We start from the raw sequence: 12,650 nt of genomic DNA, 5'->3' as shown, positions 1-12,650 counted from the left end.
GGATCAGGGCTTGTACTCGCCGTGCGGGATGGCGACGGACCAGAGTGCGTCACGTACCTTGACGCACTCCGCGACCGTGACGGGGTCGTCGATGAGTTCGGACCCGAGGACGCGGCCGTCCTCGCTGAAGTGGCCGACCGCCAGAAGCCGGTCGTCGTACAGCCACCAGTCGTTACCCGACACGGGGAAGGTCAGGGAGTCCGGCACCTGGTGCCGGGGCAACCATCGGATGTCTTCGCCGGCCTCGATGTTCAGGCGGGTCAGGGAGTGCTCCCAGCGGACGTACTGCGAGTGCGGCTCGCTGATGACGCGGACCCGGCGCACCGTCTTCCCCTCGGCCGTCACCCGCTTCATGAGGGTCATCCACGGGTCGAGCCAGGCGTAGTCGTCGGGCTCCCCGCGCTGCCAGCGGGCGTACGGGGTGTCCTCGACGGGGGAGCCGTAGTCGTCCCGCAGTTCGAGGTGGAAGGCGTCGCGCTCGAAGCTCTCGAAGAGCTTGTCGCGCTCGGCGCTAGTGATCAGGTCCACTGTTCTCCTCCAGCAGGGCCGTGATCGAGGGCTTGGGGACCTCGATGCAGGTCTCGTAGTCGGGCATGCGCATCTGGCTGAGGGCTTCCGCGTCCGTCATAGCAGGTCCCTGGAGGACACACGTGCCCTGCTCCGTCACCAGCATGATCGGCGGCTCGAAACGCCGGATCTGCCCCGCCGGCACGCCGTCCTTGCTCAGGTGCTCGAAGAGCTCGGGTGGCACTTCCACGACTGTGTGGCCGGCAGGCACGTCGAGCTGCATCAGCAGGTCGTTCGCGTAGACCTTCCATCCCTGGACGACGTAGCTGTCCTGGTCGGTGGCGTACAGGGTGGGGCTGTCCCCAGGGGTGCTGTTCTTGCCGAGGAACCGTAGCTTCATCGTCGCTCTCCCGTCCGCTTCCTTGCGCCGGATTGCTCAGAGAACCGATCGTCCGTGCGACGTATCCCCCCGTCAACCTGCTTGCTGCAAACTCGCGCAATCTGCTTGGGGTTTGAGTCAACAGCTCCCTACGGTCGTCTGGGAACCCAAGCCACGCGAGATCCAGGACGGGGAACCGAATCATGGAGATCGGAAGAGCGTTCGGCCGAGGGGAAGCCTTGGCCGACGGGTCGGAAGAAGCGACCAACACGGACCAGGGGCGCCCCGTCGACGGAGGCGGAGTTGCGCTCATGCACGGCGGGGCGGCGGCTTCGGTCGAGCGCAGCGTGCAGCTCCGCGCGCGAGTCTCCGAGGTGAACGAGCGCAGCCGGAGGCAGGGGGCTCTCCGGTGAGGAGCGAGACGTCGATGTCGGATGCCGTGCACCTGACGCTTCCCCTGTCCGACCCGAAGCCGGTGGCCGACTGCGCCGAGTGTCGCAGGCTGGCCGCCGACCGGCGGGCGGGTTACAGCAGCGCGCGGCTGGACGCAAACGTGAGACTGCGGAGGCGCTGGGAGGCAGACCACCGATGACGCCCCGGCTTCACCTGGCCGTCGCCAACTGGGCGTTGCGGCTGCTGACGGGCGAAGGTGTGCCCGATGCCATCTACTCGATGGAGTGCATGACCTGCGGCGCGGAGTCGGGTGCCACGGACAACGACGCCGGCCCGGCCCAGCACTGGTCGCTCAGCCACACCGGCCGCAGCCCCGGGTGCCGGGTCTTCAAGCTGCACGCCGAGACGTACTGGCGAACCGAGCCCTGCCAGGACAACCCGTACGCCGACGTGGAGCAGCGTGACCTGTCCGCGGGGGTGCCCCGGTGAGCCGCCCGTCGTATCGGTACTGGTGCGAGCTGCACGGCCTGGCGGGGGACGGCTCCAGGCTTCTCGCGTTGGCGGGGGAGCCGACGAAGACTCCCCGCCTGGCTGTCCGATGGTTACGGTGGCACGCCCTGTACGCGGCCAACCGGCTCGACCCCGCCCCGGAGGACCCGCATCACCTTGGGCTCCTCCGGGCCGGCTACCCCGCGTCGCGGCCGGACCCGACCCAGATTCTGCGGGCGTGGGAGGGCGATATCCAGGCGCACGAGCAGGCCATGGCCGAGTTACGCAACGGGGAGTCCTTCGCTTTGGTCGTCGCCCCTTTCGCCTTCCTGACGGCCGCGCCGCTGTACCCCCGGGCCGCAGAGCTTCCCCGTACCCGGGCCGTGGCGGCGCTGTGACTACCGACTCCCCGCGCCCGCCGGAAAACCCCGCGGACTTCCCTTCTCCCTCGGGAAGCCCGGCCGGCGCGGGGCCTCACGTCCGGCGGGTGGCGCGCTGCACTCACCCGTTGCAGGACCGCACCGCTAGGGACGGCGTCGAGCGCTGCCGCGGTGGTGCCCACGCCTTCACGGACTACCGGGCGCTCGCCGGAGCCGCCCTCGGCATCGCGAGCCGTCGCCCCGAACCGCCTACCGGCCGCACGAGCACCACCACCGGCACCCTCACGATTCGTGAAGGACTGCCCCTTCGACTCCCGCCTCGGCTGTTGGTTGAGGTCCATTCCGCCGGGGCGGGTCCGCAAGAGCACCACCACGTGGGGACGTCCCCCGCGTCGGGAGAGCAACAGGAGTGAGGCCGTGAACGAGTTCACCCCGCCGCTCAGGCGCGCTCGAAGCTTCGAGAGGCTGTTCACCACCAAGGCGCACCGCCGGGTCCAGACGCCGGCGGAGACCCATGAGTACAAGAAGACCGCGGGTTCCTCCGACGGCGCGAAGACGTACGACACCACCGCCACCTGATTCACCGATCGTCTCGACCACCCGAGGGGCCGGTTCGCCGTGCCCCTCGGGCCTTCGAAGGGAGAGCACACGTGATCAAGTTGCGCCTCACCCCGTACGCGAGCACCACCTGGATCTGGGACGGCCGCCGCTACGTCACGACCGACGGCACGAGCGAGATCGCGCCGTTCAACCATCCGATGGTGGAACAGGCCGCCGTGACCGACGGCACCCGCACGCTGATCGTCGCGCGCGAACGGGTCGCGGGCCGCCCGACGGCCCACTCCCGCCTCGCCGAAGTCACCCCGAGGGACTTCGACAAGGCGGCCGAACTGGCCCGGCAGTGGCCCGCCGACTACGTCGTGATCGAGACGGCCCCGGGCCTGCCGTGCCGGGTGACGGCGGGCCCGGGAGGAATCGCCCCGCTCTACGTCGCCAGCAACACCACCAGCCTGTACGGCTCGTGGGACATGGCCGACCTCGCCGACCACGCCGCCGGCCTCTCGCCCCGCGAGGTCGCACGGCTGCTCATCTACCGCCCCCGCTACAGCACCGAGACCGTCTTCCGAGGCATCCACCGCGTCACCGAGCGCACCACCGCCACCTACGGCGGCCACCTGAACCTGCGCTACCCCGAACCCGTCCTGCACAGCGGCCCCCGCGAACTCGCCCCCGACGCCGACGTCCTCACCGCCTTCGTCGCCGCCATGGACGACGCCCTGGACCTGCGCCCGCTCGACGAGGTCGACACCGTGCTCCACCTCACCGGCGGCTTCGACTCCGGCACCGTCGGAACCCGCCTCGCCGAACGCCACCCCGGCCGGTTCCCGACCGCCGCCCTCCTCATCGCCGGCCCCGGACGAGCCCATCAGATCCGGCGGCGCACCGAGATCCTGAAAACCCTCCCCTTCGCCGAGCCGGACCACCTGGTCGACGCGATGGAACACGCCCCGCTCAACCCGGAGTGCGCGCGGGTGCGGGGCGAGTGCATCAGCCCGTACGAGGAACCGTTGCACCGTCCCTTCACCCGCCTGACCGAGACCCTGGCCGAGCATGGGGCACGCGTCGTCGTCACCGGCCTGGGCGGCGACGAGATGGTGGCCCTGTCCCAGGACGAATACCCGCACAAGTCCATGGGCGAGATCAGCGACGCCCTGCCCTGGATCGGGCCTCGCGCGCGGGCCGCGCTGGAGTACGCGGACGACAACATCGCCCCGCCCGCCGCCGTCAACAGCATGACGCTGCTGTCCCTGGAGACCACAGCCCCCGTGCTGATGCGCGCCGGCATCTGGCCCGTCCACCCCTTCGCCGACCCCGGTATGGTCCAGCTCGGCGAGTGGCTGCCGATGCACTGGCGAGAGCTCAAACAGCTCCAGCGCCGCCGACTGGCCGCCTTGGGCCTGAGCCCGGACGTCACCGAATCCCGCGAGCGCGAGTCCTTCGCCGAGGTCGTCCAGCACACCCTCACCACCCACGCACGGCCCCTCTTCGCCCGCATGCTCCACGACGGCTCACCCCTCTTCGAGGAACAGGTGGTGGACCCGGACGGGCTCCGCCAAGCCGTTCGTCGGCTGTCGGAAGGGCCCTACCGCGAAGACGGTGACGCCCAGCTCCTCGAAGTGCTGGACCTGCACTTCGCCGCCCAAGCCTTCCTCTGACACCACCACGAACCAGGAGAGACATGTTCGCCATGCGCCCGGCAACGGCCGCCGACGCCCCCGCCGTCGAAACCATGATCCTCGCCCGCTCGGCATGGCTGGAGGACAGGGGCCTGCCGAGCTGGCGGGAGAACGCCGCCGACCTCGCGGGACAGGCCGAGAACCCCGGCGGCGACGTGTGGGTCCTCGCCGATGATGACGCCGGGCGGCTCATCGGGTTCATCAGCGTGCAGGACCAGACCCCGCCGTGGGGCTGGACGGACGAGGAACTGGCGGAGCCGGCGCACTATCTCTACTCCAGCGTCACCGACCCCGCGTACCGCCGGCACAAGCCCGGAACCACCATGGCCCTGTGGGCCGTGGACCGCGCCGCCGCCGAGGGTAAGCAGTGGGTTCGCCGCGGATGCAATTTCCCGGGGCTGGTCGCCTACAACGAGAGCCAGGGCTTCCAGCTCCTCCACGAGGTCCAGCGAACTCACACCCGCGTCTACCTCATGGCGCGGCGTGCTGAAGCCGTCAAGGACCTCCGCGAGCGCTTCGCCGTACTCCAAGGCTGACGCGAGGCCCTGCCTTCCCCGCTGAACGCGGCGGAGGCGGGGCCTGCTTACACCTCAAGCGCTTTCAGTCGCCGTTCTCCAGCCGGAAGCCGACCTTGAGCCCCACCTGGTAGTGCCCGATCTCGCCGTTCTCCAGGTGCCCCCGAATCTGAACCACTTCAAACCAATCAAGGTTCCTCAGAGTCTCGGACGCGCGGGCGAGCCCGTTGCGGATGGCCTGGTCGACGCCGTCGGGGGAGGAGCCGACGATCTCGGTCACGCGGTAGGTGTGATTCGACATGGGTGCCTCTCCGGGCGATTCGGCGGCTTGTACCTTCACCGTCGTCCCGTCGGCGGTCTGGCGCCAGGTGAATGCCGCCGTTGGCGTGGTGGAGCGGCCCGGTCCTGGGCCCTCAGACGACCGCCACTATGCTGACCTGCAAGTGGTCACCCCGACCAGTCGAGGTTGCGCAGGGTCTGGGAGGCGCGGGTCAGGCCGTTGCGGACGGCCTCGTCCACGCCGTTCGGGGACGAGCCGACGATCTCGGTCACGCGGTAGGTGTGGTGCGTCATGGGTGCTGCTCCAGGGGTGAGGGCCGGTGCGGTCACCACCACCGTGGCCCACCGCGCCCGCGCCCGCGAGGCGAGCGCCCGCGACCGGCTCACCCGGGCCGGCTCACCCCGGGTCGACGACCGTGCGCTCGGCCAGGACGTCCGGCGCGGCGTCGGCGGCGGGCGGGGCGGGCGGGCCCGCGGTGTAGACCGCGAGGAGCTTGCCGGACTCGTCCAGGACGGGGACGACCTTGGGGATGACGCCCCCGCCCGACAGGGTCAGGGTCAGGATGCCGTCGCGGTCGGCGAGCTCCAGCGTCCCGGACGGCTCGGGCGCCGCTTCCGTCGCTTCGGCTTCCTCGTCGGACATGGCAGGACCTCCTCGTCGCCGGGCAGCCGCAACCTACCCGCGCGGCGCCGGGCGAACACCCCCGGCGGCAGGCTCAGCCCGGCGGCCCGGGCCGCTAACCGGCGGCGGGCACCGACAGCGACAGCGCGAACCGTCCTTCCGCGTCCGTCCACCAGTGGGTGGTCTCCAGGCCGGCCGCCGCCAGTTCGGCGCGCACTCCGGCCTCGCGGAACTTGGCCGAGATCTCGGTGCGCAGCTCCTCGCCGGCGGTGAAGTTCACGGCGAGGTCGAGCGCGGGGATCTTGGCGACGAGGGCGCTGCGGGCCCGCAGCCGCATCTCGATCCACTCCTGCCGGGGGTCCCACAGGGCGACGTGGTCGAAGTCGTCCGGGTCGAAGTCCGCCTCCAGTTCGCGGTTGATGACGGTGAGGACGTTCTTGTTGAAGGCGGCGGTCACGCCCGCCGCGTCGTCGTAGGCCCGTACGAGCGTGTGCTCGTCCTTGACCAGGTCCGCACCCAGCAGGAGCGCGTCGCCGGGGGCGAGTTCGGCGCGGACGGCGGCGAAGAAGGCGGATCGTTCCTGCGGGCGAAGGTTGCCGATCGTGCCGCCGAGGAAGGCGAGCAGGCGCGGCGCGGGGGTGGTGGGCAGGTGCAGGCCGTACTGGAAGTCGGCCACGAGGGCGTGCACCGTCAGCTGCGGGTGGTCGGCCAGCAGGCCCTCCGCGGCACCGGTCAGGGCGCTCTCGCTGACGTCGACGGGCACGTAGTGGTCGAGGGAGGCCAGGGCACGGATGAGGTGGCGGGTCTTGTCGGAGGAGCCGGAGCCGAGCTCCACGAGGGTACGGGCGCCCGTGGCCGCGGCGATCTCGTCCGCGCGGGCGATGATGATCTCCCGTTCGGCGCGCGTGGGGTAGTACTCGGGCAGGCGGGTGATCTCGTCGAACAGCTCGCTGCCGCGCGCGTCGTAGAACCACTTCGGCGGGAGCTCCTTGGGCGTGCGGGTCAGGCCCGTGGCGACGTCGGCGCGCAGGGCGGCGGCGGTCGCGTCGGCGGGGAGGGTGCGGGTCAGGGCGAACGGGCTCACGGGCAGGGCTCCTTGAGCGGTGTCAGGGTGACGGCGGTGCGGGTCGCGGTGAGCAGGGTGCGGTCGGGGACCTCGGTCCAGCGCGGGTCGTCGTCGTAGGGCTCGGAGGCGACGGCCGTGCGGCCGGCGGCGGGGTCCGTCAGGTACCAGAGGGTGTCCCCCCAGGCGGTGGCGGCGATGGAAGTGCCGTCCGTGAGGAGGAGGTTGAGCCGGGATCCGGGGGCGGCCTCGGCGAGCTCGGCGACCGTGTCGGCCAGGGCGCCGCCGGGGGCGTCCCCGCCGCGCAGCCGGTGCTCCACGAGGGCCCACACGAGCGCAGAGTCGCAGCGGGCCGCGAGCCGCAGGAGCGCCTCGGGGGGCAGCAGGGCGGCGAGCGGCGCGGCGGTGAGCGGCCAGCCGGACACCGCGCCGTTGTGGCTGAAGAGCCAGGGTCCGGCGGTGAAGGGCGCGGCGGCGGCCTCGCCGTCCGCGTCCGCCGCGGTGGCGTCCCGCACGGCGGCGAGCAGGGCGCCGGTGCGGACGACCCGGGCGAGGTCGGCGAAGGACAGGTCGGCCCAGACGGGCCCGGCGCGCCGGTAGCGGGCGGGGACCGGGTCGCCCTCGGCGTACCAGCCGACGCCGAAGCCGTCCGCGTTGACCGTGCCGTGGCGCTGCCGCCGCGGTGCCCAGGACTGGCGGACCAGCGAGTGCGGCGGGTCGGCGATGCTCGCGCCGATGGGCTCCTGCGGGCCCACGACGGCGATGTGCCGGCACATCAGGCGGGCTCGGCGTCGCGTGCGGTGCGGAATCCGGAGAAGATCTGCCGGCGGACCGGCAGGTCCCAGTTGCGGAAGGTGCCCCGGCAGGCGACCGGGTCGACGGCGAAGGACCCGCCGCGCAGCACCTTGTGGGCGCTGCCGAAGAACACTTCCGAGTACTCCCGGTAGGGGAAGGCCCGGAAGCCCGGGTAGGGCAGGAAGTCGCTGGAGGTCCACTCCCACACGTCGCCGATCAGCTGCCGGACGCCCAGCGGCGAGGCGCCCTCGGGGTAGGCCCCGACGGGCGCCGGGCGCAGGTGGCGCTGGCCGAGGTTGGCGTGCTCGGGCGCGGGGTCGGCGTCGCCCCAGGGGTAGCGCGTGGAGCGGCCCGAGGCGGGGTCGTGGCGGGCGGCCTTCTCCCACTCGGCCTCGGTGGGCAGCCGCCGCCCGGCCCAGGCGGCGTAGGCCGCGGCCTCGTACCAGCTGACGTGCAGGACCGGCTCGTCGGGCGGCACGGGCTCGACGGTGCCGAAGCGCCGCCGCAGCCAGCCGGAGCCCGAGCGCCGCCAGAACAGCGGGGCCGTCAGCTCGTGGGTGCGGACGTGCCGCCACCCCTCGGGGTGCCACCAGCGCGCGTCCCCGTAGCCGCCGTCCTCGATGAAGCGCAGGTAGGCGGCGTTGCTCACGGGCAGCGTGTCGATGAAGAACGAGGGCACGAAGCGGTGGTGGGCGGGCCGCTCGTTGTCCAGGGCCCACGGCTCGGCCGAGGTCCCCATCGTGAACGGGCCGCCCTCGACCAGCACCTCGGGCGGCAGCCGGGCGGCGTCCGGCGGGGCGGGCGGCGGCTCGGGCGCGCCGAGCGCGGCCGGGCCCCGGCGCAGCTGATGGGTGATCAGCATGGTCTCGTCGTGCTGCTGCTCGTGCTGGGCGATCATGCCGAAGGCGAAGCCCGACGCGGTCAGCGGGCCGCCGTCGAGCGGGGTCGCCTCGATCACGTTCAGGACCCGGCCGCGGACGTCCGCGACGTAGCCGCGGGCCTCGGCGGGCGGCAGCAGCGGCAGCGCGGGCCGGGCGGCTCTCGGGTGTTCGAAGGCGTCGTAGAGGGGGTCCAGTTCCGGGCGCAGCGCCTCCTGGCCGCCCACGGCGCGCAGCAGCCACTGCTCCTCCTGGTTGCCGATGTGCGCAAGGTCCCACACCAGCGGGGACATCAGGGGCGAGTGCTGGGCGGTCAGGTCGCGGTCGTCGACGCAGCCGGTGAGGAGCCCGGTGCGCGCGCGGGCGCGGAGCAGGGCTTCGGTGGCGCGCCGGCGGAGGACGTCGGGGTCCGGGCCGGGTGCGGTCATGCGGGGCTCTCCTTGCCGGTGGCGCGGTCCTCGCCGGCGAACCGGTCGAGGAGGTCGTCGGCGGGGCAGCGGCCGCGGTCGACGTAGCGCTCGGTGAAGGTGTCGACGGCGTCGAGGATGCGTCGGGTGGCGCCGAGCCGGGGCAGGGCCTCGCGGGCGGCGGCGAAGCAGGTGACGGCGGCGGCGTGCAGCTCGGGGTCGGCCAGGCCGTGGCGGGCGGCGGTGCGCCAGAGGGCGTTGCGGGGCGCGGGCTCCGGGCCCGCGGTGTCCGCGAGGGCCTTCACGGCCCGGTAGGAGGTCTCGGCGGCCACGGGATCGTCGAAGAGGGCGGCCGTGACGGCGAGCGGCACGAGCCAGCCGTCGTCGCCGGGCTGTGCGTCGATCATGCGCAGTTCCAGGTGGCCCCGGGGCCGCACCGGCGGGAACAGGGTGGTCAGGTGGTAGGCGACGTCGTCGTCGGTGGCGGGCCGGGGGTGCCCCGTACGGGTCCAGCCGCGCAGGTCCAGGCCCCAGGGCGGCTCCCACGGGCCCTCGTCGGAGCGCAGGCACATGATCCGGGCGTCCAGGGCGTAGGCGGCCCAGGCCGCCCGCGGGTCGAGGTCCTCGGCCGGGGCGAGGGTGCGGCCGGGGTCCATGCGTTCGTAGCAGGCCTGGCGGGTGGAGCGCCAGCCGGTGGGGCGGCCCCCGTCGAGGGGGGAGTTGGCGAATGCGGCGACGAGGACGGCGCCCAGCAGGTGCGCCAGCCGCCAGCGCCGGCCGAAGCCGAGCGGCCCGGGCTCCTCGTGCCCGGCGTCCACGCAGACCTGCACGGAGGCGGTCTTCGTCATCACGGTGCGCCCGGCGCCGCCCCAGTGGTCGTGGAAGTCCTCCATGGCCCGGTAGCGGGGGGTGGTGAGGACGCGGCGCGGGGGGTGCCAGGGGTCCTTGCCGTAGCCGGCGAGGGAGAGGCCGAGGGAGCGGAGCGCGGGGCGGGCCGTGGCCAGATCGGCGGAGACTTCCTCCACGCAGGCGGTGAGGGACTCCGCGGGCCGGGAGCTGAACTCCAGCTGGCCGCCGGGCTCGATGGTGATCAGGGATCGCAGCGGCAGGGTCCGCAGCCGGTCGGCGGCGGCTGCCAGGAGGCGGGGGGAGACGGGCCGGGAGGGTTCCCGCAGGTCGTGAACGAGCCATTCCAGCTCGACGCCGAGGAACTTCGGCGGGCCCGTCTTGAAACAGATCCCGCGGACCAGGGCGTCCGCCTCGGCCTCGTCCACCACGCGGGGCGGGCCCGCCCTGTCGGACCGGGTTTGCGTCACTGTCGGTACCTCCGTCCGTCGTACCGGCCGATGGTCACCCCCACATTGTGGCGAGCCCTTGACTCGCCCGCCAGAGGAGGGTCTACGGTCCCCGCGTGACCGTAGAACAGGTGACCACCGACGTCTTCCTGCCCGGCACCTACGCCCGCGGCGTGCCCTACGCCCTCTTCCGGGAGCTGCGGGAGAACAGCCCCGTGTGCCGGATCGCCGAGCCGGCCGTCGGCCCCTGGCCGCCCGGGCCGGGCTTCTGGGCCGTCTTCCGGCACGCCGACGTCAAGCACGTCCTGCGCAGCCCGCAGACCTTCTCCTCGCACCTGGGCGCCACCCAGCTGCGCGACCCGGACACCGAGGCGGACCTGCGGTTCGTCCGGACCACGATGCTCAACCAGGACCCGCCCGGCCACGGCCGGCTGCGCCGGATCGTCGCCTCCGCGCTCACCCCGCGGGCCGTGCGCGAACTGGAGGCGGTGATCGAAGCGCGGGCCCGGTCGCTGGTCGACCGCGTCGCCGACCGCGGCGAGGCGGACTTCGTGGAGGTCTCCGCGGAGCTGCCCGTGCAGACCCTGGCGCACGTCCTGGGCGTGCCGCGGCAGGACGGGGCGCTGATCCACGACTGGGCGAACCGGATCGTCGGCTACCAGGACGCGGACTACGCGGCGTCGGACACGGCCGCCCCGGAGCGGCTCACCCCCATGGGGCGCGCGGCCCTCGCCCTCCGCCCCGCACCGCGGACGCGCCCGGACGGCCGTCCGGTCAACCCCCGCTCGCGCGAGGCGCTGGCCGACATGTTCCACTACGCCCACGCCCTGGCCGACGAGCCCGCGCCCGGCAGCGTGATGGCGCTGATGCGCGAAGGGGGCCTGTCCCGCGACGAGTTCGAGATGATGTTCTTCCTCTTCGCGGTCGCGGGCAGCGAGGCCCCGCGCAACGCGATACCCGGGGCCCTGCTCACGCTCCTCGACCACCCGGACCAGTTCGCGCTCCTGCGCGGCCGGCGGGAGCTGATCCCCTCGGCCGTGGAGGAGATGCTGCGCTACTGGCCGCCGGTCGTGCACTTCCGCCGCACCGCCGCCCGCGACACCGAGCTCGGCGGCCGGCTCATCCGGCGCGGCGAGAAGGTCGCCGTCTTCCACCCGTCCGCCAACCGCGACGAGCGCGCCTTCCCCGACCCGGACCGCTTCGACGTCACCCGGACGCCCAACGACCACGTCAGCTTCGGGTACGGGCCGCACTTCTGCCCGGGCGCCCACCTCGCCCGGGCCCAGCTGCGCGCCGTGCTGGGGGCCGTCCTGGACCGGCTGCCCGGCCTGGAGCGGGCGGGCGAGCCGGTGCGCCTGACGTCGAACTTCCAGAACGGCCTCAAGCACCTGCCCGTCAGATGGCGAACAGGTCGGTGAACGGCGCGGTGGAGTCGGCGACGGTGTGGCCGAAGGGCGAGTTGAAGTCCCAGATCAGGAAGAGCAGGAAGGCGATCAGGGCGCTGTAGAGGCCGGCCAGCAGCAGTTCGCGCGCCGAGCGCCGGATCTGCAGCGTGAAGATCAGCCCCACGGCGATCAGCGCTCCCGCGACCAGGCCGAACCACACCACGCCCGGCATGGTGTCGCCCGCGCTCTGCGCCCGGGCGTTGCGCGCGGCGTCCGCGGCGCCGATCTGGTCCAGCAGCGGCTGGTAGGACTGGCCCTCGTGGTCGTTGCGCGGCTCGTAGGAGGTGAGGTCCTCGCGCACCTTGTCCAGCAGCATGGTGCCGCGGTCGGTCAGCTCGCCGCGCTTGAGCATCACCGGCCACTCCTTGTGCACCACGTAGCTCACATAGGCGTCGACGTCCTCGCGGACGCCGTCCCGGGCGGCCGGTGCGTACGCCTGCACCCGCCGGGTGACCTCGTGCAGCGCCTGGGCCTCGGCGCGGACCTGGTCCTGGGCGCTGTTGCGGGCCTCCCAGACGCCGGCGATGGCCAGGCCCAGCACGATGGCGTAGACCACGCCGATCATCATCGTCATGTACTCGATGACGTCGGGCGTCTCGCTCGGGTCTTCGTCCTCGCCGCGCCTTCGCTCCCGGAGCACGGTGATGGTCAGCACGACCGCGCATGCCGCGGCCATGGCGAGGACCAGGACCAGCCACTCGGACAAGGGAAACCTCCGGAAGACGAGAGCGGGAGTGGAGCCGGCGGGCGAAAGACCGCCCGCCGGGGGTACGGACGTCAGCCGCGCCGGCCGCCGCTGCCGCCGCCCCGCGGCCGCAGCATCGCCGCGGCGAGCACGGCCGGTGTGGTCAGCAGCAGGGTGAGGGTGACCAGGGACGCCCCGCCTTCGGGCGGGGGCGAGGCGGCGGCGTGGTAGGCGCGCGGGGCAATGTGCGAGGGCGCCGGCGCGTGGAGCCGGACGGGTGC

Annotated in this window: 15 protein-coding genes and 2 pseudogenes; 6 read left to right on the top strand and 11 right to left on the bottom strand. The window is 73.0% G+C overall.

Annotation, left to right across the window (positions count from 1 at the left end):
* Positions 1-3: 3 nt before the first annotated feature.
* Together ACSNOG_RS11150 and ACSNOG_RS11145 are read right to left on the bottom strand one after the other, a co-directional pair.
* Complete coding sequence (locus ACSNOG_RS11150; RefSeq protein ID WP_436752427.1) at positions 4-528, bottom strand: DUF6879 family protein; 525 nt, start codon at positions 526-528, stop codon at positions 4-6.
* A complete protein-coding gene (locus ACSNOG_RS11145) occupies positions 512-907 on the bottom strand; it encodes a hypothetical protein (RefSeq protein WP_436752426.1) in 396 nt (131 codons plus the stop codon). Before ACSNOG_RS11145 ends, ACSNOG_RS11150 begins: the two co-directional genes overlap by 17 nt.
* 567 nt (positions 908-1,474) lie before the next feature.
* Here ACSNOG_RS11145 and ACSNOG_RS11140 point away from each other — a divergent pair.
* The 5 genes from ACSNOG_RS11140 (at position 1,475) to ACSNOG_RS11120 (ending at position 4,921) form a co-directional block, all read left to right on the top strand.
* A complete protein-coding gene (locus ACSNOG_RS11140) occupies positions 1,475-1,768 on the top strand; it encodes a DUF7848 domain-containing protein (protein WP_436752425.1) in 294 nt (97 codons plus the stop codon).
* 272 nt (positions 1,769-2,040) lie between these two features.
* On the top strand, positions 2,041-2,166 hold the full coding sequence (locus tag ACSNOG_RS11135; RefSeq protein WP_436752424.1) for a hypothetical protein: 126 nt from the start codon (positions 2,041-2,043) through the stop codon (positions 2,164-2,166).
* Between the two features lie 399 nt (positions 2,167-2,565).
* Positions 2,566-2,727 (top strand): hypothetical protein, encoded by a 162-nt coding sequence (locus ACSNOG_RS11130; protein ID WP_365983240.1) that lies wholly within the window; start codon positions 2,566-2,568, stop codon positions 2,725-2,727.
* Between the two features lie 71 nt (positions 2,728-2,798).
* Complete coding sequence (locus ACSNOG_RS11125) at positions 2,799-4,364, top strand: asparagine synthase-related protein (RefSeq protein ID WP_436752423.1); 1,566 nt, start codon at positions 2,799-2,801, stop codon at positions 4,362-4,364.
* A gap of 23 nt (positions 4,365-4,387) precedes the next feature.
* Entirely contained in the window at positions 4,388-4,921 is a 534-nt protein-coding gene (locus ACSNOG_RS11120; protein WP_436752422.1) for a GNAT family N-acetyltransferase, read from the top strand.
* Positions 4,922-4,985: 64 nt separating this feature from the next.
* On the opposite strand, the gene ACSNOG_RS11115 is transcribed toward ACSNOG_RS11120, so the two are convergent.
* The 7 genes and pseudogenes from ACSNOG_RS11115 to egtA all read right to left on the bottom strand — a co-directional run bounded on the left by ACSNOG_RS11115 (position 4,986) and on the right by egtA (position 10,260).
* The gene (locus ACSNOG_RS11115) at positions 4,986-5,201 is read right to left on the bottom strand and encodes a dodecin (RefSeq protein WP_436752421.1); all 216 of its coding nucleotides are present in this window, start codon (positions 5,199-5,201) and stop codon (positions 4,986-4,988) included.
* Between the two features lie 155 nt (positions 5,202-5,356).
* Positions 5,357-5,473 (bottom strand): annotated as a pseudogene (locus ACSNOG_RS11110) (dodecin family protein); the annotation flags it as partial.
* A 103-nt stretch (positions 5,474-5,576) separates the two neighbouring features.
* The gene (locus tag ACSNOG_RS11105) at positions 5,577-5,822 is read right to left on the bottom strand and encodes a hypothetical protein (protein ID WP_436752420.1); all 246 of its coding nucleotides are present in this window, start codon (positions 5,820-5,822) and stop codon (positions 5,577-5,579) included.
* A gap of 94 nt (positions 5,823-5,916) precedes the next feature.
* Positions 5,917-6,885 (bottom strand): L-histidine N(alpha)-methyltransferase, encoded by a 969-nt coding sequence (egtD, locus tag ACSNOG_RS11100; protein ID WP_436752419.1) that lies wholly within the window; start codon positions 6,883-6,885, stop codon positions 5,917-5,919.
* A complete protein-coding gene (egtC, locus tag ACSNOG_RS11095; protein WP_436752418.1) occupies positions 6,882-7,640 on the bottom strand; it encodes an ergothioneine biosynthesis protein EgtC in 759 nt (252 codons plus the stop codon). Before egtC ends, egtD begins: the two co-directional genes overlap by 4 nt.
* Positions 7,640-8,965: an ergothioneine biosynthesis protein EgtB gene (gene egtB, locus ACSNOG_RS11090; protein ID WP_436752417.1), complete on the bottom strand. Its 1,326-nt coding sequence runs from the start codon at positions 8,963-8,965 to the stop codon at positions 7,640-7,642. The genes egtC and egtB overlap by 1 nt, the downstream gene beginning before the upstream one ends.
* Positions 8,962-10,260, bottom strand: coding sequence for an ergothioneine biosynthesis glutamate--cysteine ligase EgtA (gene egtA / locus ACSNOG_RS11085; protein ID WP_436752416.1), 1,299 nt, complete (start codon positions 10,258-10,260; stop codon positions 8,962-8,964). The genes egtB and egtA overlap by 4 nt, the downstream gene beginning before the upstream one ends.
* Before the next feature lie 95 nt (positions 10,261-10,355).
* Here egtA and ACSNOG_RS11080 point away from each other — a divergent pair, with 95 nt between their 5' ends.
* Positions 10,356-11,657 carry a cytochrome P450 gene (locus ACSNOG_RS11080; protein ID WP_436752415.1) on the top strand — a complete coding sequence of 434 codons (1,302 nt, stop codon included), beginning with the start codon at positions 10,356-10,358 and terminating at the stop codon, positions 11,655-11,657.
* Here ACSNOG_RS11080 and ACSNOG_RS11075 read toward each other — a convergent pair.
* Both ACSNOG_RS11075 and ACSNOG_RS11070 read right to left on the bottom strand, forming a co-directional pair.
* Positions 11,635-12,390, bottom strand: coding sequence for a DUF4239 domain-containing protein (locus ACSNOG_RS11075; protein ID WP_436752414.1), 756 nt, complete (start codon positions 12,388-12,390; stop codon positions 11,635-11,637). The two genes, ACSNOG_RS11080 and ACSNOG_RS11075, sit on opposite strands and share 23 nt — an antisense overlap.
* 71 nt (positions 12,391-12,461) lie before the next feature.
* Positions 12,462-12,650, bottom strand: a pseudogene (locus ACSNOG_RS11070) (hypothetical protein); the annotation flags it as partial.

Source organism: Streptomyces sp. URMC 124 (assembly GCF_051386455.1).
Taxonomy (GTDB): Bacteria; Actinomycetota; Actinomycetes; order Streptomycetales; family Streptomycetaceae; genus Streptomyces.
This window is presented reverse-complemented; position numbering and strand designations above follow the sequence as displayed.

Coding starts and splice junctions, on each gene's coding strand:
- ACSNOG_RS11105 (WP_436752420.1), bottom strand. CDS start 5,822: ATGTCCGACGAGGAAGCCGAAGCGACGGAAGCGGCGCCCGAGCCGTCC.
- ACSNOG_RS11145 (WP_436752426.1), bottom strand. CDS start 907: ATGAAGCTACGGTTCCTCGGCAAGAACAGCACCCCTGGGGACAGCCCC.
- ACSNOG_RS11135 (WP_436752424.1), top strand. CDS start 2,041: ATGGCCGAGTTACGCAACGGGGAGTCCTTCGCTTTGGTCGTCGCCCCT.
- ACSNOG_RS11115 (WP_436752421.1), bottom strand. CDS start 5,201: ATGTCGAATCACACCTACCGCGTGACCGAGATCGTCGGCTCCTCCCCC.
- ACSNOG_RS11140 (WP_436752425.1), top strand. CDS start 1,475: ATGACGCCCCGGCTTCACCTGGCCGTCGCCAACTGGGCGTTGCGGCTG.
- ACSNOG_RS11120 (WP_436752422.1), top strand. CDS start 4,388: ATGTTCGCCATGCGCCCGGCAACGGCCGCCGACGCCCCCGCCGTCGAA.
- egtC (WP_436752418.1), bottom strand. CDS start 7,640: ATGTGCCGGCACATCGCCGTCGTGGGCCCGCAGGAGCCCATCGGCGCG.
- egtB (WP_436752417.1), bottom strand. CDS start 8,965: ATGACCGCACCCGGCCCGGACCCCGACGTCCTCCGCCGGCGCGCCACC.